At 61.2% G+C, this 19,309-nt stretch carries 19 protein-coding genes; 15 read left to right on the forward strand and 4 right to left on the reverse strand.

Going from position 1 to position 19,309, the window contains the following annotated elements:
- The first annotated feature begins 1 nt into the window (after position 1).
- The 12 genes from phbB to ACN9MW_RS02380 all read left to right on the forward strand — a co-directional run bounded on the left by phbB (position 2) and on the right by ACN9MW_RS02380 (position 8,840).
- On the forward strand, positions 2 to 742 hold the full coding sequence (gene phbB / locus ACN9MW_RS02325) for an acetoacetyl-CoA reductase (RefSeq protein ID WP_426167185.1): 741 nt from the start codon (positions 2 to 4) through the stop codon (positions 740 to 742).
- 77 nt (positions 743 to 819) lie between these two features.
- A complete protein-coding gene (locus ACN9MW_RS02330) occupies positions 820 to 1,158 on the forward strand; it encodes a hypothetical protein (RefSeq protein ID WP_426167187.1) in 339 nt (112 codons plus the stop codon).
- Positions 1,159 to 1,236: 78 nt separating this feature from the next.
- A complete protein-coding gene (locus ACN9MW_RS02335) occupies positions 1,237 to 1,617 on the forward strand; it encodes a DUF1761 domain-containing protein (RefSeq protein ID WP_426167189.1) in 381 nt (126 codons plus the stop codon).
- 259 nt (positions 1,618 to 1,876) lie between these two features.
- Positions 1,877 to 2,617 carry a hypothetical protein gene (locus tag ACN9MW_RS02340; protein ID WP_426167191.1) on the forward strand — a complete coding sequence of 247 codons (741 nt, stop codon included), beginning with the start codon at positions 1,877 to 1,879 and terminating at the stop codon, positions 2,615 to 2,617.
- A gap of 27 nt (positions 2,618 to 2,644) precedes the next feature.
- Positions 2,645 to 3,493 carry an ATP-grasp domain-containing protein gene (locus ACN9MW_RS02345; protein ID WP_426167193.1) on the forward strand — a complete coding sequence of 283 codons (849 nt, stop codon included), beginning with the start codon at positions 2,645 to 2,647 and terminating at the stop codon, positions 3,491 to 3,493.
- A gap of 140 nt (positions 3,494 to 3,633) precedes the next feature.
- On the forward strand, positions 3,634 to 4,083 hold the full coding sequence (locus ACN9MW_RS02350) for a hypothetical protein (protein WP_426167195.1): 450 nt from the start codon (positions 3,634 to 3,636) through the stop codon (positions 4,081 to 4,083).
- Between the two features lie 14 nt (positions 4,084 to 4,097).
- Positions 4,098 to 4,880, forward strand: a complete 783-nt coding sequence (locus ACN9MW_RS02355; RefSeq protein WP_426167197.1) for an ATP-grasp domain-containing protein — start codon at positions 4,098 to 4,100, stop codon at positions 4,878 to 4,880.
- 86 nt (positions 4,881 to 4,966) lie between these two features.
- Positions 4,967 to 5,620: a glutathione S-transferase family protein gene (locus tag ACN9MW_RS02360; protein ID WP_426167199.1), complete on the forward strand. Its 654-nt coding sequence runs from the start codon at positions 4,967 to 4,969 to the stop codon at positions 5,618 to 5,620.
- A 17-nt stretch (positions 5,621 to 5,637) separates the two neighbouring features.
- Complete coding sequence (locus ACN9MW_RS02365) at positions 5,638 to 6,930, forward strand: amino acid deaminase (protein WP_426167201.1); 1,293 nt, start codon at positions 5,638 to 5,640, stop codon at positions 6,928 to 6,930.
- A gap of 37 nt (positions 6,931 to 6,967) precedes the next feature.
- Positions 6,968 to 7,927, forward strand: coding sequence for a prolyl aminopeptidase (pip, locus tag ACN9MW_RS02370; protein WP_426167203.1), 960 nt, complete (start codon positions 6,968 to 6,970; stop codon positions 7,925 to 7,927).
- Complete coding sequence (locus ACN9MW_RS02375; RefSeq protein WP_426167205.1) at positions 7,927 to 8,379, forward strand: DUF2721 domain-containing protein; 453 nt, start codon at positions 7,927 to 7,929, stop codon at positions 8,377 to 8,379. Before pip ends, ACN9MW_RS02375 begins: the two co-directional genes overlap by 1 nt.
- Positions 8,380 to 8,387: 8 nt before the next feature.
- A complete protein-coding gene (locus tag ACN9MW_RS02380; RefSeq protein WP_426167207.1) occupies positions 8,388 to 8,840 on the forward strand; it encodes a hypothetical protein in 453 nt (150 codons plus the stop codon).
- Between the two features lie 9 nt (positions 8,841 to 8,849).
- Here the strand turns inward: ACN9MW_RS02380 and ACN9MW_RS02385 are convergent, their stop codons facing one another.
- Entirely contained in the window at positions 8,850 to 9,479 is a 630-nt protein-coding gene (locus tag ACN9MW_RS02385; protein ID WP_082507173.1) for an SRPBCC family protein, read from the reverse strand.
- Positions 9,480 to 9,566: 87 nt separating this feature from the next.
- On the opposite strand from ACN9MW_RS02385, the gene ACN9MW_RS02390 reads away from it, so the two are divergent.
- The gene (locus ACN9MW_RS02390; RefSeq protein WP_426167209.1) at positions 9,567 to 11,606 is read left to right on the forward strand and encodes an FAD-dependent oxidoreductase; all 2,040 of its coding nucleotides are present in this window, start codon (positions 9,567 to 9,569) and stop codon (positions 11,604 to 11,606) included.
- A gap of 5 nt (positions 11,607 to 11,611) precedes the next feature.
- On the opposite strand, the gene ybaL is transcribed toward ACN9MW_RS02390, so the two are convergent.
- The 3 genes from ybaL to ACN9MW_RS02405 form a co-directional block, all read right to left on the reverse strand.
- On the reverse strand, positions 11,612 to 13,330 hold the full coding sequence (gene ybaL, locus ACN9MW_RS02395; protein ID WP_426167211.1) for a YbaL family putative K(+) efflux transporter: 1,719 nt from the start codon (positions 13,328 to 13,330) through the stop codon (positions 11,612 to 11,614).
- A gap of 122 nt (positions 13,331 to 13,452) precedes the next feature.
- Complete coding sequence (locus ACN9MW_RS02400) at positions 13,453 to 14,574, reverse strand: beta-ketoacyl-ACP synthase III (RefSeq protein ID WP_426167213.1); 1,122 nt, start codon at positions 14,572 to 14,574, stop codon at positions 13,453 to 13,455.
- 112 nt (positions 14,575 to 14,686) lie between these two features.
- Entirely contained in the window at positions 14,687 to 16,117 is a 1,431-nt protein-coding gene (locus tag ACN9MW_RS02405) for a S41 family peptidase (protein ID WP_426167215.1), read from the reverse strand.
- Positions 16,118 to 16,403: 286 nt separating this feature from the next.
- On the opposite strand from ACN9MW_RS02405, the gene ACN9MW_RS02410 reads away from it, so the two are divergent.
- Together ACN9MW_RS02410 and ACN9MW_RS02415 are read left to right on the forward strand one after the other, a co-directional pair.
- Complete coding sequence (locus ACN9MW_RS02410; protein ID WP_426167217.1) at positions 16,404 to 16,976, forward strand: hypothetical protein; 573 nt, start codon at positions 16,404 to 16,406, stop codon at positions 16,974 to 16,976.
- Positions 16,977 to 17,084: 108 nt separating this feature from the next.
- Positions 17,085 to 19,262, forward strand: a complete 2,178-nt coding sequence (locus ACN9MW_RS02415; protein WP_426167219.1) for a TonB-dependent receptor plug domain-containing protein — start codon at positions 17,085 to 17,087, stop codon at positions 19,260 to 19,262.
- The last annotated feature ends 47 nt before the right edge of the window (positions 19,263 to 19,309 follow it).

Here is a 19,309-nt window from a genome sequence, read left to right on the forward strand (position 1 = left end):
AATGGCACGAGTTGCATTGGTAACAGGCGGCATGGGTGGTCTGGGCGAAGCGATCTGCATCAAGATGGTCGCACTGGGCTACAAAGTGGTAACCACGTATTCCCCGAGCAATAAGACGCACGAGTCGTGGCTGGCCACGATGAAGGACCAGGGCTATAACTTCACGGCCTATCCTTGCGATGTGTCGGACTACGATTCGGCGCAAACCTGCATCGCAGCAGTCGAACGCGACATCGGCCCGGTTGACGTGCTGGTGAATAACGCCGGTATCACCCGCGACATGACCTTCAAGAAGATGGACAAGGTCAATTGGGACGCCGTGATGAAGACCAACCTGGACTCCGTGTTCAACATGACCAAGCCGGTAGCGGATGGCATGGTGGACCGTGGCTGGGGCCGCATCATCAACATCTCCTCGGTGAACGGCCAGAAGGGTGCATTCGGCCAGACCAACTACTCGGCGGCCAAGGCTGGCGTGCATGGCTTCACCAAGGCGCTGGCGCTGGAAGTGGCACGCAAGGGCGTGACCGTCAACACCATCTCGCCAGGCTATATCGGCACCAAGATGGTGATGGAGATCCCGAAAGACGTGCTGGATTCGAAGATCATCCCGCAGATCCCGATGGCGCGCCTGGGCAAGCCGGAAGAAGTAGCCGGCCTGGTGGCCTACCTGGCATCGGAAGAAGCGGCCTTCGTCACCGGCGCTAATATCGCGATCAACGGCGGCCAGCACATGTCCTGATCGAAGCAAAGAGCAACGCAACACCCAAACGCCGTCCGGCCTCCGCGCCGGTCGGCGTTTGTTCTTTTGGAGGCGCCATGAAAAAAATGCTGCCCGTGCTGCTGCTTGTGGCCTGCAACCGCGACATCCCGCAAGACAAGCTGCTCGACATCCTGAACCAGCGCGCGCCGCTGGTAGCGCACATCGGTCCCATCATCAAGGTCGACGTGCTGAGCACCGCCAAGGCCGCCGCCACCGGCCGCAGTTGTGAAGTCCGCCTGATGCACGTCACCGGCAAGAAAGGCTCCACCTACGTCAGCTTCCTGCGCCGCGAAGAACCCGGCGGCACCGAATCCGCCCTGACCTGGGCCGATGACCGCCAAGCCGCCAGCGGCAAGATGGGAGAAATGCTTTCGGCGCATTGCAACAACAAGTGATTGACGCACGCTGCCCGGCTCACATATCGTTCATTCTCAACAATAATTTGCTGGGGGACAACGATGCATATGATGGGCATGAATATTTTCGCCGCGCTGCTGGCCGCGGTATCGAGTTTCATGTTGGGCGGCCTGTGGTATTCGCCGGCCGTGTTCGGCAAGATGTGGAATGACGAGAACGGCGGCGTCAAACCGGACGGCCATCCGGTACGCGTATTCGGCGTGGCATTTGTCTTTTCCCTTCTCGCGGCGTTCGCGTTTGCACGCTGGGTCGGCCCGGCGCCAACGCTCGACTATGCCATCAAGCACGCCTTGCTGGCTGGCTTCGGCATGGTGGCAGCCAGCTTCGGCATCAACTACCAGTTCGCCAACCGCAGCGTCAAGCTGCTACTGATCGACGGTGGTTACCACACTGCGCAGTTCCTCGTTTTCGGACTGATCCTCGGTTTATGGCATTGAGCATTGTCGTGATGTGGACAGTTGCCGCGATTATCGCGTTGAATTGGCTGTCCCTCATTGCATATATCGTCACAAGGCACGAAGGTAACTTCTCCTTTGCCCCGCCATTTCTGTGTGGCATTGCCGGCGCTATCGCAAGTGCCATGTCGAATGAGCCGTATGGCTTCGCGATCTCTGCAGCATTCTTGCTGCTTGACCCCAGCATAGGACTGGCGCTGGGGACTATCGCCTTTAAGAAATGTCGGGGGGGCTCAACGCAATGAGAATACTGAAAAAGCTGATTGAAGTCTTCGATCGCAGAAAGAGCCGGGAAGGCCCTGTGGCCTCGGCTGCGGCGCCGTTTGAAACGCCAAGTTCGTCAGGGAATACGAAAGTTAGGCCGACCGCTAGAAGTATCATTGAAGCACTTCGCAGCGATGAGATGATTATAGCCAAGCGTCAGCTACGGGAGTGGTGGATCGGCTTGCATAAAGAGTGGCTTCCTTCCGGCGAATGCTGGGTCATTGGAGGATACTTCTTCTTCTTTGATTTCCAATGGCCACTAGTCGAGGCTATTGGCAATGCTTTCGAAAGCGCATCAAGCCCGAGAATTTTCGTCGGCCGAGCCGCATACTGGCGAGTCGCATCCATCGAACTGTGGGAGGCCGGAAAAATCGAAGTACTTCGCAGGAGACTTCCGGGAGCACTAAGGATCTACGATCCCCAGGTCTACTTGATCTGGGCGAGGGTATTGGTTCTCGATGGTAAGTCGCTGGAAGCTGGAAAGTATTTCCTCTTCTCTGGTCTGTATGATGATTCCGAGAGTGAGTTTGTATCGCACTTCAAACGGACTCTCGCTCGGGCACATCCGAACGAAATCACTGGAAGAATGCCTGGGCCTTGCACAACAAGAAGGGCAAGGCGAGGATTCCCACCTAAGGTTTATGAGGACTTGGCAACCGTGCCCAGTCCGGAATGGTTGAGGCGACGTCCCGCTCAGTTGATGTGGGCGACATATTAGCCTCATGACCACAACATTGCGCATAGAATGGGTTATGCATTGAGCAGGGTGAACGTTGCGCGTATTGAGAAAAAGCTTTTCGTTGTTAGCGACGTGGTGGGCGTATCCGCATACGACTTCAACTTCGACTTGCACTTTGCATGCGATCATCCATATCGGGTCGAGGGCGAGTCGCTGTGCATCCTGAGGATCGGCCCTATCGACGATTACGCAGCCGAATTCAGGGAGAAGCTGGACATGGGGCTACGCCTCGTGAACTCCCCGGACGAGCACTCCCGCGCCAGTGAACTTGAACACTGGTATCCCTACCTGGAAGGGCTCACGCCGCGAACCCAGGTCTTTGATGCATTGCCGCACGTGGAAGAAATCGAACAAGATTTCCAGTGGCCAGTCTTCATGAAGGGCTCCAGGCAAACGAGCAAGCATAATCCTGATCTGTCTGTCATTCAAAGCCGTGAGCACTATGCATTGGTTTCGGAGAAGTATCGTAACGATCCGATCCTGCACTGGCAGAAGCCGGTAATTCGAGAGTTTGTCCCACTTATGCCGGTGGAGGGCAGTGTCCCAGGTAAGGTTAAGCCGTCGATGGAGTATCGATCATTCTGGTGGCATGGCAAGTGTGTCGGTTGGGGGCGGTACTGGTACCAGGTCGCTCCGTATCATTGCGCCGATGTTGATGCCGGGCTAGAGGTCGCCAGGCAAGCCGCCGCGCGCCTTGATGTGCCATTCCTCGTAGTAGATTTCGCAAAAACCGCAAATGGGCGTTGGATCGTGATCGAGTGTAATGATGCGCAGGAGTCCGGCTATGCAGGCATTCCTCCGCAGGTGCTCTGGCAAAACGTTCTCGCGCAATTTCTCAGCCCTTGTCAAAGATGACAAGGCCGTACGAATGGAGACCGATCCCGCACCATCTGGATATTGTTTGTCCAGCGTGCAAGCAGCGCGCAGAATTCGAGTTTGCCGAAGTTGTTTGCATCAAGCTGAAATCGGATGTGGAATTTTTTCAGAAGAGCAGCTTGTTCGAGTACCAGCAGTTCCAGGACTCATGCGGCCATAAGTGGCATGCGGCACTCTATTACCAGGGACTTCATGGTCGTCCCGAGAAGGCACTTCACGAACTCCCTGATGGCTATTCCGCGGACGACTGGGAGCATTCGCGGTTTCTCAAAAATCGTAGCGGCTGGCCGGTTGGCTCGATTCGATGTGGTTCCTGCCATCTGCGGCGCAAGCATGTGTTGAGCTGGCCCACAGACGCCTATTTTTCGATCACCTACCGCAACCATGTGCTCTGGGCGTTTCACCGCGAATCCGCCAGCGAAGTGTTGCAGTACTTGCTGTCCAAGGACAGGAATCGGTCGCGGTATCGTTGGGGTTGCTTCATGCTGTACATTCCAACCATATTCAAAACAGGTAAGGCCAGGGAGTCCGTTGCAAAGCAACTGAAAAACCTGCTCCTCCTGCCATAACTGGAAAGCCCCGAATGTATTTGTTATACCCTTCTGATCCATTCAATAAATCAGCCGTGGACGAAGAGTACGCGGAAGAGTTTGCTGCCGTCATTAAGGCGGGCCTTGCTTACTCCCTGTTCTCGTTTGAAGACTTTGAGAGCGATCGGTTCCGCGCCAGGCCGGTGCTCCCGGCTGGCGTGAAGGTCGTTTATCGAGGATGGATGATGACGCCCGAGTCGTATGCTCGACTGGCTGAAGGCGTTGCCGCGAGTGGGGCGCAAATGAAGACCAGTGCCGAGGAATACCGCCGGTGTCATTATTTGCCAGAGTGGTATCCCGTTTGTGAAGCGTGGACGCCCGAAACCATCGTGGCGGAAAGAAGCGCCGACTTTGTGAGTCTTGTCAGTGGCAAGAATTGGCCAGCTTATTTCGTCAAGGATTACGTCAAGTCACTCACCACGCAGCGTGGGTCGGTCGCACAAACGCCTGAAGGGATCGCGGAAGTGGTTTCCCTGATTGCGCAATACAGGGGCTCGGTGGAGGGCGGGATATGTATTCGCAAGTTTGAGGAGCTCCGTCCCGAAACCGAAGAACGATACTTCGTACTCAACCGGAAAGCGTTCTCAAGGGACGGAAATGTTCCTGCACTCGTTGCGGAAGTGGCCGAACGTGTTTCGAGCCCCTTCTTTTCCGTTGATACTGTCCTTGATGCGTCTGGCCAATTGAGGTTGATAGAACTGGGTGACGGACAGGTATCAGATAGGAAAAAGTGGACGCCTGCCCAGTTTGCTGCAATGCTTCAGAACCAGCCGTAAGATCAACGGCTTATGTCGATTTCACCGCTGGTGATTCGTCGTCATTCCTGAAAGGGCATTTTCGCCTCGATTACCAGGAGACTCCGATGAACAAAACCATTACTGCATTCGAACGTTCGCCCGATGGCGGCATGGGCCTGGCACGCGATACGCGCGTCCGCTGGGCGCTCGAAGAAACAGGCCAGGCTTACGAGGTACGGCCGGTTTCCTTCGCCGCGATGAAGGAGCCTAAGCACCTTGCCCTGCATCCGTTCGGCCAGATTCCGACCTATGAGGAAGGCGACCTGACGTTGTTCGAGTCGGGCGCGATCATTTTCCATATCGCTTCGCACTATCCGGGCCTGTTGCCGGAGGATGCCAATGCCCGGGCGCGTGCGATCACATGGATGTTTGCGGCACTCAACACGGTTGAGCCGCCGATCCTGGAAATCGTTATCGCCAAATTCCAGGAGGGTGACAAGCCGTGGAGCAAAGAGCGCCTGCCCCTGATCATGGATCGTATCCGCGTTCGGCTTGGCCAGCTCTCCGCGCGCCTGGGTGATGCACAATGGCTGGATGGCGATTTCAGCGCGGGCGACCTGGTCATGGTGTCGGTGCTGCTCAGGCTCAAGCCATCGGGTATCCTCAGTGAATTCCCCCGACTGGCCGCATATGTGGCCCGTGGCGAAGCGCGCCCCGCCTACAAGCGAGCCTTTGCCGCACAGTTGGCGTTTAATACTGCCGAGCCAGCGGCCGGCTGACGATGATTGGATGACTTATGTACGCGCTGCCCGAACTCGATGAACAAATCCTGCAGCCTGGCGTGAAAGGCCTGCCTATCGTGGAGCCGCTGCGTCAGCACATGATCGGCGCCCAGCATTGGAACGTGCTGGCGGCGGACACGAGCCTGCCGGTGGCGGTACTGAAGGCTTCTGCACTGCAGCACAACCTGGCCTGGATGCGCGGCTTCTGCGAGCGCCATGGGGTGCTGTTGGCGCCGCACGGCAAGACCACCATGAGCCCGCATCTGTTCGCGGCGCAAATCGAGAACGGCGCCTGGGGAATCACGCTGGCCACTATCCCGCAGGTGCAGATCGCGGCGCGTTTTGGCGTGCGGCGCGTGATCCTCGCCAATGAACTGGTGGCGCCGGCCGATATCCGCGCGGTACTGCACCTGATGCAGGAGGACCATTCCTTCGAGTTCTTCGCACTGGTCGATTCGCAGCAAGGCGTCGAGCGCCTGGCGCGTGCCGTGCAGGCCTTAGGGCTCGCGCGGCCCTTGCCGTTGCTGGTTGAACTGGGCATGAAGGGCAGGCGCGCCGGATGCCGCGATCCGGAGGAAGTGATGGCGGTAGCGCGTGCCATCGCCGCTGCACCCGGACTGCAACTGGCCGGCATCGAGGGCTATGAAGGCCTGGTCGTGACCGACAACCGCGATGCCGATGTGGAGCTGGTCAACGGCTTCCTGCAGCGCATGGCGGAAATGCTGAGGGCCGCGGCGGCGGAAGGCCTGTTCGGCGGCGAGCAGGTGATTATCTCTGCCGGCGGCTCGGCCTATTTCGACCGCGTGGCGCGCGAGTTTGCCGGGCTGGCCGTGCAAGGCAAGAAAGTCCTGCCGATCCTGCGCAGCGGATGCTACCTGACCAATGACCACGGCTACTACGGTGGTTTGACCAGTGAACTGGCCAGCCGCGAGGGCAAGGCGGCAGGGGAGGGCCTGCGGCCGGCGCTGGAAGTCTGGACCACGGTACTGTCGCTCCCCGAGCCGAACCTGGCCATCCTGTCCATGGGCAAGCGCGATGCCTCGCACGACCTGGGCCTGCCGCGGCCAATCGCCGCGCATCGGCCGGGCGCGGGCGCGCTGGCGCTGCCGGAGGGCGCCGTGATCGACAAGATGAACGACCAGCACGCCTACCTGCGCTGGCCGGAGGGCGTCGAAGGGGGCCTGCAGGTGGGCGACCTGGTGGGCTGCGGCATCTCCCACCCCTGCACCACCTTCGACAAATGGCCGCTGATGCTGCTTGTGGATGACACGTACAACGTTCTTCAAGCCATCAATACCTTCTTCTGAGCGGTTACAATCTTGGCTTCACGCACAGAGGATAGACATGCCCGACGCCTTCCCACACCTGTTCCCGCCAATCCAGCCCCGCAATAGCGGCATGCTGGCTGTCGATGACATCCATACAATTTATTGGGAAGAGGTGGGCAACCCGAACGGCATTCCGGTCGTCTTCTTCCACGGCGGCCCTGGCGCAGGCATGTCGCCGCAGCACCGCCGCTTCTTCAACCCGGACCACTACCGGGTCATCCTGTTTGACCAGCGCGGCGCCGGCAAATCGACCCCGTTGGGCGAGGTGCGCAACAACACCACCCAGCTCCTGATTGAGGACATCGAGCGCCTGCGCGCCCTGTTCGGCATCGATAAATGGCTGGTATTCGGCGGCTCCTGGGGCTCGACGCTGGCGCTGGCTTACGGCCAGGCCCACCCGGAGCGTTGCCTGGGCTTCGTCCTGCGCGGCATCTTCCTCTGCACGCAAAAGGAAATCGACTGGTTCCTGCAAGGCTCGGAATGGTTCCATCCCGAGGTTTACGACGAATTCGTCGCCTCCATCCCGGCCCAAGAGCGGGGCAACCTGCTGCAAGCCTACGTCAAGCGCATCATGGACCCGAACCCGGACGTGCACTGGCCCGCCGTGCGCGCGTGGAGCAAGTTCGAAGGCCGCCGCGTCTTCCTCCTGCCGCAGCCGGAGGAACCGCCATCGGACACCCTCGACCTGGGCGTCGGCCGCATGGAATCGCACTACATGGCCAACCTGGGCTTCTTCTCCGACGGCCAGTTGCTGGCCAATGTGCCGCGTATCGCCCACCTGCCGGCGGTGATCGTCCAGGGCCGCTATGACGTGATCTGCCCGCCGGTATCGGCCTTGCGCCTGCAGCAGGCCTGGGGCGCCAATGCCGTGATGAAGATGATTCCGGACGCCGGCCACGGCGCCATGGAGCAGGGCATCAGCCGCGCCCTGGTCAACGCTACCGAACAATTCCGTCAGCAAGGACGCTTCGCATAATGAATCTGCAGCTTGGCGACATCGCCCACATCATCCAGCTTGCGATTGCCCCGGTTTTCATGCTGTCCACAGTCTGCACCAATCTCCTGGTGCTGCTGAACCGCCTGGCGCGCATCATCGACCGCTCGCGCGTGCTGGAAGAGCGCCTCGACGTGGCCTATAACGACACGTATATCAACGAGCTCGATATCCTGTACCGCCGCTCTCACCTGATCAATGTTGCGATTGCGCTGTGCACGGCCTGCGGCCTGTTCGTCTGCCTGGTGGTGGCTCTGCTGTTCGTTGGCGACGCTACCAACGTCGCGCTGGACAAGTACATTGCCGGCCTGTTCATCGCCGCGATGATTTGCCTGATCGGCAACTTCGGCTACCTGCTGCGCGAAATCTTCATCGCCTCGACATTCATGCGTGCCCACCGCCACGTGCGGCACATCGAAAGAAATCCAAACTAAGAATCATCATGCACGATTACAAACGCCCACCTACGCTGCACCGCTACGGCCCGCGCAGCGAACTCGAACAAGCCCTGAAGGATGGCCAGTTCGTGCTGCGCCCTGTGGGCAGCTTCCTGACCCTGAGCTTTTCGCAAGCCTGGAACCGCGACTTGTTCGACCATTTCGGCGCCGACAGCTGCCTGGTGATCCACAACACCGAGGAATTCGGTGAGCGCATTCATCGCGCCGTGCAGCGCACCTTGCCGAATTGGGCCGGCATCGATGGCGCCATCGAATACGGTGGCCGCGCCGCGCTGGGCGCTGCCTTCACCAAGACGCGTGAAGATGCGGTCGAGAAAGAATGGCAGTTTGCCTGGCGCTCCATGCAGACCGCATCCACCATGAACCCGGTGGTGATCCGCATCGGCAGCCTTGAGAATTTTGCGGAAGTGCGCGACCGCGACCACTACACGGCCTAAGCCGCCGCTTTAAGGAACGCTGGGCACTCCGCCCAGGCCGCGTGCCAGTTCGGACTGTTTCGGCAGCGCCGGTTGGCGTTCCAGGTGGGCCAGCACCGCATTCATCATGCGTTCGATATCGCCGCGGATGATGTTGGTGCCCAGCAGGCCCGGCACGTAGAAGTTCGGCATCAGGCGCCCGCTATACACCACGCGGGTGCCGCCGGTTTCCGGAATGGGAATCAGTTCCCAGCGCGCCTCGTAGTGTTTCATGTCCCCCGAAACCAGGGCGATGTCGATCGACGACATCGGCTGCTCCGTTGCACGCACGACAAGATGGATGGAGCGCGACATGAACAGGAAGCGCGCCGTGCCAAATTGCTCAATGATGACTTCGTTACCATTCCGGGAAAGCACCCGGCACGACGCCATGTCGGGCACGAATTCTTCCATGCGGTCGTAGGTCGTGAGGGTGCGCCAGACTGTTGGCAGGGATGCATGAACGGTGCCGCTGGCGTTCACTTCATAGAGCTGTTGCGCGTCTGCCTTCACCCGGTTGACGGACACTTCCAGCTTGGGAATCTCCAACCGGGCCGCCTGGCCCGCGCCGAACGCGGGCGCGGTAAAACCGAGGAACAGTACTAATAACAGTCGCTTCATGCTACCAGCGTAAGGGAACTGGTGGCAGAATACAAGCGCCGCGCGCTTCCATCGTTAGACAGCGCACTGAACTCCCGCCTTACCCCTATGACCACGAATTTCCCGCATCTCCTCTCGCCCCTCGACCTGGGTTTTACCACCTTGCGCAACCGCGTCATCATGGGTTCCATGCACACGGGGCTGGAGGATCGCTTCTTCAATTATGACAAGCTGGCCGCCTTCTACCGCGAGCGCGCCAGGGGCGGGGTAGGGATGATCGTGACCGGCGGCATCTCGCCGAACCGCCAGGGCTGGCTGCTGCCCTTTGGCGGCACCATGAACTTCATCGGCGACGTGTTCAACCACCGCAAGCTGACCCGTGCCGTGCACGAAGAGGGCGGCAAGATCCTGATGCAGATCCTGCACGCAGGGCGCTATGGCTACCAGCCGTTCGCCGTGTCCGCCTCCGACAAGAAATCGCCGATCTCGCCCTTCAAGCCGAAGGCGCTGACCGAAAGCGGCATCGAATCGACCATCAATGCCTACGTGCGCGCCGCCAGGCTGGCGCAGAAGGCCGGCTATGACGGCGTCGAGGTGATGGGCAGCGAAGGCTACCTGCTGAACCAGTTCCTCTGTGCCCGCACCAACCTGCGCACCGACCGCTGGGGCGGCAGCATCGAGAACCGCATGCGCCTGCCGGTGGAAATCGTGCGCCGCATGCGCGATGCGGTCGGCCGCGACTTCATCATCATGTACCGGCACTCGCTGCTGGACCTGGTGGACGGCGGCAATACCTGGGAAGAGGTGGTGGCTGTCGCCAAGGCCTTGCAGCAGGCCGGCGCCACCATCCTCAACACCGGCATCGGCTGGCATGAGGCGCGCGTGCCGACCATCGTCACCTCGGTGCCGCGCGCCGCCTTCGCCGAAGTGGCGGGCCGCCTGCGCAAGGAGGTGACCATTCCCGTGGTCGCCTCGAACCGTATCAACATGCCGGCGGAGGCCGAGGACATCATCCGCCGCGGCGATGCAGACATGGTGTCGATGGCGCGCCCCTTCCTGGCTGATGCTGAGTTCGTTAACAAGGCCGCTGCCGGCCGCGCCGACGAAATCAATACTTGCATTGGATGCAACCAGGCCTGCCTTGACCACACTTTCCAGAACAAGCGCGCCAGCTGCCTGGTGAACCCGCGCGCCTGCCATGAGACGGAGCTAGTGTACAAGCCCGCTGCGGCTCGCCGCAAGGTAGCGGTGGTCGGCGCCGGTCCTGCCGGCTTGTCGGCTGCGACGGTGGCGGCGGAATGCGGCCACGACGTCACCTTGTTCGACTCGGGCGACCGCATTGGCGGCCAGTTCAATATCGCCCGGCAGATCCCGGGCAAGGAAGAATTCAACGAAACCCTGCGCTACTTCGGCCGCAAGATCGAGCTGACCGGCGTCAAGCTGCAGCTCAATCACCGCGTCACGCGCGAAGAACTGCTGGCGGGCGGCTATGACGACGTGATCGTCGCCACCGGCATCCGTGTGCGCAAGCCGAAGATCGACGGCATCGACCATCCGAAAGTGCTGTCCTATCTCGACGTACTGCGCGACAAAAAGCCGGTCGGCAAGCGCGTGGCCATCATTGGCGCGGGCGGCATCGGCTTCGACGTCGGCGAATACCTGTTGCATAACCCTGAGCATGCGCTGCCCCTGGCAAAGGAGCATTGGACTGCCGAATGGGGCGTCGACCTGCACGCCAAGACGGGAGGCGGCCTGGTGCCGGCAAAGGCGGCGGAGCCGGTGCGCCAGCTCTACCTGCTGCAGCGCAAGACCAGCAAGCTCGGCGCCGGCCTTGGCAAGACGTCGGGCTGGGTGCACCGCGCGGTACTGGCGCGCAATGGCGTGGTGATGATCCCCGGCGTGCAGTACAAGCGGATCGACGACCATGGCCTGCACATCCAGGTTGGCGAAGAAGAACGCTTGCTGGCAGTGGATAACGTGGTGATCTGCGCCGGCCAGGAAAGCCTGACTGAACTGATGCCGCCGGAAGGCGAGGCAGCTGCGGCAGGCGCCCCGCGCTTCCACAAGATCGGCGGCGCCGCCCTGGCAGCAGAACTCGACGCCAAGCGCGCCATCAAGGAAGGCGCGGAGTTGGCAGCGCGACTGTAGGCGCGCTAGGCGTGCGTCCTGCCGATTTCGCCGGCGACGTGCGCCGCCATCGACTTGGCCAGCTCCTGCTCGCCGATGAAGATGACGCCGGCGCGCTCGCTGCGCAGCAGGGCAGCCTCCTCTTCGCTGTGCGTGCGCACCGCGATCTTGATATCCGGATTCAGCGCGCGCGCCGTTTCGATCATGGCGCGCACGTGGAAGGTATCCGGCGTCGCCACCACCAGCATGCGCGCCTTGTGGATATGGGCCTGGATCAATACCGCAGGTTCGCCAGCATTACCCGCCACGGCGGCGATGCCTTGCTGGCGCAGCTGGTCGACCAGCTCGCGATTCTGCTCCGCCACCACGTAATGGATGCCCTGAGCCGCCAGCTCTTCAGCAATATTCCTGCCCACGCGGCCATAACCGACCAGCACCACCTGGCCTTCCAGCTTGGATTGCGCGGTCGTCATCGGCAACTCTGCCAGCGGATCGGCGGTGCGCGCATATTGCGCCGCCAGTACCTTGTTCTTGCCCAGCATGCGCTCCAGCGGGCCAGCGAGCAGGAACATCAGGGGGTTCAAGGCGATCGACAGGATAGCGCCGGCCAAGATCAGGCTTTGGCCTTCATGCGGCAGCAGCCCAAGCGAGATGCCCAGCGCCGCCAGGATGAAGGAAAACTCGCCGATCTGCGCCAGGCTGGCCGACACCATCAGCGCCGTGCTGGCTGGATAGCGCAGCAGCACCACGAGCGCGAAGGCCGCAATCGACTTGCCGAACAGGATAATGCCCACCACAGCAAGAACGCGCAGCGGCTGTTCAACCAGGATCAACGGCTCGAACAGCATGCCGACCGAAACGAAGAACAGCACCGCGAACGCATCGCGCAATGGCAGCGATTCATGCGCGGCGCGATGGCTCAGCTCGGATTCGCGCAGCACCATGCCGGCGAAGAACGCGCCCAGCGCGAAGGAGATGCCGAAAAGTACGGTAGCCGCATAAGCGATGCCCACTGCCGCAGCGATCACGCACAGGGTGAACAGCTCGCGCGAATTGGTGCGCGCCACCTGCCACAAGATCCACGGGAACAGCTTGCGGCCCACCAGCAGCATGAAGCCGACGAACAGCGCCACCTGGCCCAGCGTGACAGCCAGCGCCTTGAGCACGCCGCCCTCGGCCGCGCCATGGCCATGGCCGGCAGCATCGCCGGCATTGCCGCCCAAGGCGCCTGCCAGCGCGGGCAGCAGGACCAGCACGAGGACCGTCACCAGGTCCTCAACCACCAGCCAGCCGACAGCAATGCGGCCGTTGAACGAATCCAGCGTGCCGCGCTCCTCCAGCGCCCGCAGCAGCACCACCGTGCTGGCCACCGACAGCGCCAGACCGAACACCAAGCCACCGCCCAGGCTCCAGCCCCAGAAATGCGCCAGTGCCATGCCCATGCCGGTCGCCGCCGCGATCTGCAGGATCGCACCGGGCAGCGCCACCTTGCGCACCTCCCACAAATCATCGAGCGAGAAATGCAGGCCGACGCCGAACATCATCAGCATCACACCGATTTCAGCCAGCTGGCCAGCGAGCGCGCTGTCAGCGACAAAGCCAGGGGTAGCAGGACCGATCAGGATGCCGGCTGCGAGATAGCCGACCAGGGCGGGAAGTTTGAGGCGGGTGGCGATAAAGCCGAAGACGAGACCGAAGCCAAGGGCGGCGGCGATAGTAGTAATCAGGCTGATGTCATGCGGCATGCAGGGCCTCCTTTCGCAAGGAGTATAACTGCATGAAAGTCGGGGTCAGGTCTGGCAATCCGCCACTCTTTTCGCGATGCGAAAAAAGTGGCGGATTGCCAGACCTGACCCCGACTTTTATCTTAGGCTTTACGTACGACGACGGAGCCGATGGAGTAGCCGGCGCCGAAGCTGCAGATCACGCCGTAGGAGCCGGACGGCAGGTCGTCCTGGTGCTTGTGGAAGGCGATGATGGAGCCGGCCGACGAGGTGTTGGCGTAGGTGTCCAGGATCACCGGCGCTTCCAGCGGCTCGGCGTCGCGGCCGAGGATGGTGCGGGAGATCAGCTGGTTCATGCTCAGGTTGGCTTGGTGCAGCCAGAAGCGGCTCATCTGCTCAACCTTCAGGCCGGCGCGGTCGATCGATTCCTTGATCATTTGCGCTGCCATCGGGCACACGTCCTTGAATACCTTGCGGCCTTGCTGCTTGAACAGCTTGTCCGGCGCGCCGATGCCGCTTTCGTCGAAGCGGTTCATGAAGCCGAAGTTGTTGCGGATGTTGTTGGAGAAGCTGGTCTTCAGCTTGGTGTCCAGGATGTCCCACTGGTGTTTGGATACGGCGCTTTCCTTGGCTTCCACGATGATCGCAGTGCAGGCGTCGCCGAAAATAAAGTGGCTGTCGCGGTCGCGGTAGTCCAGGTGACCGGAGGTGATTTCCGGATTCAGGATCAGTACCGCGCGCGCCTGGCCACTCTGCACCGCGCCAACCGCAGTCTGGATGCCGAAGGTGGCCGAGGAGCAAGCCACGTTCATGTCGAAGCCGAAGCCGTCGATGCCCAGCGCCTGCTGCACTTCCACTGCCATGGCAGGGTAGGCGCGCTGCATGTTGGAGCAAGCCACCAGCACCATGTCAATGTCCGCCGGGCTGCGGCCGGCGCGGTCCAGCGCCTGGCGTGCAGCTGCCACGCAGATCTCGGCCTGCAGCGACAGTTCTTCGTTGCTGCGCTCGGGAATGCGCGGGGTCATGCGTTTCGGGTCCAGGATGCCGGTCTTTTCCATCACGTAGCGCGACTTGATGCCGGACGCCTTTTCAATGAAGGCTGCGCTGGATGGCTCCAGTGCAGTCACGGTGCCGGCTGCGATGGCGGCGGCGTTTTCCGCGTTGAACAGTTCGGCGTAGGCGTTGAAGGCGGTGACCAGCTCTTCATTGCTGATCGAGTTCGCTGGAGTAAAGAGGCCGGTTCCGCTGATGACGGCTTGTTTCATGGTCAATATTTCTTTCTTAGAATGGGTCAGGCGACCGGTAAGATGGCCGATTTTACCGCATCTGCAACGAAAAACGGCGCCCCAGGGGGCGCCGCCTTAACCTTTGCCAGCTTTATTTCTTCGGTGGCAGATCCAGCTTGACCAGCTTGGATTCGGCCTTGGCCAGTTGCACTGGAACGCCTTGCAAGTGGTTGAGTGCCTGCTTGAGCTGGAAATCGTCGCCACTGCCATATTCCAAAGGCTTGCGCTTCTTCTCGGCAGCCAGGATGCGCATCTGCTCTTCCAACTCGTCGCGCGGGGCCTTGCCGGCTTCCTGCTCGCGGTCGTTGCTCAGGTGTTTGGCGAGGTCGGCTTCGCGCATGCGCAGGCTGTTCAGGCCGTCGCCATCCTCGTTCTCGTCCACCGCCAGGTCAGGCGAGATGCCTTTGGCCTGGATCGAGCGGCCGTGCGGCGTGTAGTAGCGCGCGGTGGTCAGCTTGACGGCGGTATCGGCGGTCAGCTGGCGAATGGTTTGCACTGAGCCTTTGCCGAAGGTTTGCGAACCGATGATGGTGGCGCGCTTGTAATCCTGCAGGGCGCCGGCCACGATTTCGGAGGCCGAGGCGGAGCCGGTATTCACCAGCACGGCCATTGGGATGTGCTTGACCGCTTCCGGCAGCTTGGCCAGCGGGTCGCCATCACCGCGCAGCGAGTAGTATTCGGCGCGGCCGTAGAAGATCTGTTTCGAGTCCGGCAACTGGCCGTTGGTCGAAACGATCGGGGTGTCCTTCGGCAGGAAGGCTGCCGCGACGCCGATCGCGCCTTGCAGCACGCCGCCCGGGTCGTTGCGCAAGTCCAGGACCAAGCCCTTCAGGTGCGGGTCCTGGCGGTACAGTTCGGTGATCTTGGCCGCGAGGTCGTCCACGGTGGGTTCCTGGAATTGCGAAATGCGCACCCAGGCATAACCCGGCGAGACGATCTTGGCCTTCACGCTCTTCTGATGAATTTCTTCGCGGTTCAGGGTGAATTCCAGCGGCTGCGGCTCATCTTTGCGCATGATTGTCAGCATTACCTTGGAACCCGGCTCGCCGCGCATCTTTTTGACCGACTCATCCAGGCTCAGGCCTTTCAGCGAGGTGGTATCCAGGCGGGTGATCATGTCGCCCGGCTTGATGCCGGCGCGGTAGGCCGGCGAATCCTCAATCGGAGCCACGATCTTGATATAGCCTTCGTCGCCCTGGGCGATTTCAATGCCGAGGCCGACGAACTTGCCTTGCGAACCTTCACGCAGTTCGGCATAGGCTTTCTTGTCGAGGTAGGCGGAGTGCGGGTCGAGCGAGGCGACCATGCCGGAGATGGCTTCGGTCAGCAGTTTCTTGTCTTCCACCGCTTCCACATAATCGGATTTGATCAGGCCGTACACATCGGCAAGCTGCTTGAGTTCTTCCAGCGGCAAGACAGGGTCAGCCTGCTTTTGTGCCATCGCCGAAAACTGCAGGGATACCGCTACCCCCGCGACCACGCCAAGGCCGATCAGCCCAGCGTTCTTGAGTTTCTTGCCCATGTGTCACCTGTTCCGAATACAGCGGTTAACTCGTCCGCCATTGGAGTTCAGTATAAACCTGATTTTCAGCAATCGTAGCTGCCAGCATGGAATAAATCCTTTTAAAAGCCACGATAAATTCATAACTTTGTAGGTGTTTGCCAATGTGTTTACCAGAGTAAGTATTTGTAAGAAAGCCAGACCGACTGCGCTGCCAGGCCTACACTGGGTTCGCCATTTCTCTCTACCCTAAAGTGGTTTATGCCTGCGGCACCCCCGCGGGCATCTTTTTTTCCGGAGCAATAATATGAAACTGATACGCACTGCCCGTGCCGCCTGGCTGGTATTGGCCATGGCTGTCGCGCCCGCTTTTGCCGTGCCGGTCATGGACATGCGCGCCGAAGACCTGGTGCCCATGGCTTCCGAATTTCGCAAGTCCCTGAACCTGAACGCGAACCAGCAGACCCTGTGGGCCAAGGTGGAGAGCCAGAGCAAGGCATTGCTGCGTGAGCGTAAAGCGCGCCGCGAACGCCTGCAGGAAGCAACCAAGCTGGGTTTGCAGGCCCAGAATGTCGAATTGCGTGACCTGCAGGCCGGCCTTGAAGCCGAGCAGGCTGCGACCGCGGCCGAGGACCGCCAACTGCGCGAATGGTGGCTGGGCATCAATGACGCGCTGGACGATGGCCAGCGCCAGGCGGCGGCAAAGTTTCTCGTAGACCAACTGATCCGCATGGAGGAAGGCCTTGGCGGAAGCCGTGGGGAACGGCCATCGGGCGAGGAGGGCGGCCATCGCGGCGGCCACGGCGGACGCGGTGGCATGGGCGGTCCGGGTGGCGGCGCCGGCGTCAGCATTGGCGGCGGCTCTGGCCGCGGCATGTAGCAAGTATCGTAAAGTAACAACGGCGGCGGCCCTGTGCCAGCCGCCGGGGTGGGGATTACAATGCCTGCGCGGCGCCAACCGGCCTGCCGCGTGCAACGTTGCCCACTCATGAAGAAGTTGATCCCTTTCGCCTTGGTGACCCTGGGAGCGGCCAGCGGTGCCGCAGCCCAGCAGGAAGCCATCAAAGCTGCTGATAACGTCGTCCCCCAGGTCACCATCAGCGGCGGCCGCCAGGACGATATGACGGAGCGCCGCAACTCCACGGCGGCCAAGCAAGTGTTCGGCCGCGAAGAACTGGACCGCAACGGCGACAGCAATATCGGCGACGTCTTGAAACGCCTGCCGGGCATCACGCTCGGTGGCCGCGCCGGCCGCGGCGGCGAGGTACGCATGCGCGGCCTGGGCAGCGGCTATACCCAGGTGCTGGTCAATGGCGAACGCCCGCCAGCCGGCTTCTCAATGGAATCGCTGTCCCCTGACCAGGTCGAACGCATCGAAGTCATGCGCGGCCCGGTGGCCGAGCACAGCACCCGCGCCATCGCCGGCACCATCAATATCGTGCTGCGCGACGGCTACCAGATGCGCGACATGCAGGTAAAGGCATCCGACCGCCTGGAGCAGGGCCGCCATTCGCCGGAGCTGTCGGTCACAGCGCCGGGAAAGTCGGGCGCCCTGAATTACACCTTGTCGGCCTCGGTCAACGTCAACCGCCAGCATGACAGCACCCGCACCCACAACACGGAAGTTGAAGCCGATGGCGACCTGGCCAAGGAGCAGTTCCTTGAAAGCGAAAGCGCCGGCAGCACCAAGGGCCTGCACCTGACGCCGCGCTTCTCGTACAAGTTCGAGAACGGCGACACGCTGAACTTCCAGATCTTCCTGATGCACCAGAAGTCGCATAGCGCGGCGCAGACCAACCTGTCGCAGCCGGTCGGCAGCCAGCCGCCGGAGTACAACCTGGCGCAGCAGACCAGCGACGGCGACGTCACTTTCCTGCGAGGCTTCGGCAATTGGGTGCACCGCCTGCAGGGCGCCAGCAAGCTCGATGTGAAGTTCGGCTTCGGCCTGGGCAAGCGTGACAGCGATTCGCTGCGCTACCAGTACGACACGCAAGGCACGCTGCTGGACCGCTTTACCGATACCGACAACACCAGGGACAAGAGCCTCAACACCGGCGGTAAATACACCGCCCCAATCGGCGCCGGCCATTTGCTGGCCGCCGGCTGGGACCTGGAAGCCAGCCACCGCGAGCAGGTGCGCGTATCGCTGGACAGGAGCGGCAACGCGCAATTCGCCGATTCCGGCGACAACCTGGCCGCAGACACCCGCCGCGCCGCCTTGTTCGCGCAGGACGAATGGGACATCACGCCGCAATGGTCGGCCTATGTCGGCGCGCGCTGGGAAGGCATCCGCACCACGTCCGACCGCAGCAGCGGCACCATCAGCAACACCAGCAAGGTCTTCAGCCCGCTGCTGCACGCAGTCTGGAAAATCCCGGGCCACGAAAAAGACCAGGTGCGCGCCAGCCTGACCAAGAGCTACAAGTCGCCCAATGTGCAGGACCTGATCGCCGCGCCGTTCCTGTCGCGCCTGAACAGCGCCACCAGCCCTGACCGTACCGGCAACCCGAACCTGAAGCCGGAACTGGCCACGGGCCTCGATCTCGCGTATGAACACTACCTTGGCCGCACCGGCATCGTCAGCGTCAGTGGTTTCGTGCGCAATATCGACAACTTGATTCGCCGCGAACTCACGCTGCAGCAAACCGAGCTTGGCCAGCGCTGGGTTTCTTCGCCGGCCAACATCGGCCACGCCCGCACCAGCGGCATCGAACTGGAAGCCAAGTTCGCGCTGTCCGAGCTGATGGACAATGCGCCGCAGATCGACTTCCGCAGCAACTACAGCCATTTCTGGTCGAAAGTCGACGGCATCCCAGGCCCTGACAACCGCCTTGACCAGCAAGCAAAACAGACGGCCAACGTGGGCATGGACTACCGCCTGAAAGACATCCCGCTCACGCTTGGCACAAGCTACAACTGGACGCCGGCCATCCGCACCCAGGTGAGCGACAAGCAAGTAGTGGAAGCCAGCCGCAAACGCGTGCTGGACATGTATGCGCTGTGGCGTTTCGACAGCCGCACGCAGATCCGAATCAGCGCCAACAACCTGTTGGCGGATGATGCAACCGGGTACAACCTGGTCAATGCAAATGGGCTCGCCGTACAAGGAGCCACACTGAACCCCACCTATACCCAGTGGAGCGTTCGACTTGAAACCAAATTCTAAAGGGACAAAGAGAGTGAAACGACACATCCTGAGCACCATTACCCTGA

Origin of the sequence: Pseudoduganella sp. R-34, assembly GCF_049904655.1 — a bacterium.
Classification (GTDB): Bacteria; Pseudomonadota; Gammaproteobacteria; order Burkholderiales; family Burkholderiaceae_D; genus Rugamonas.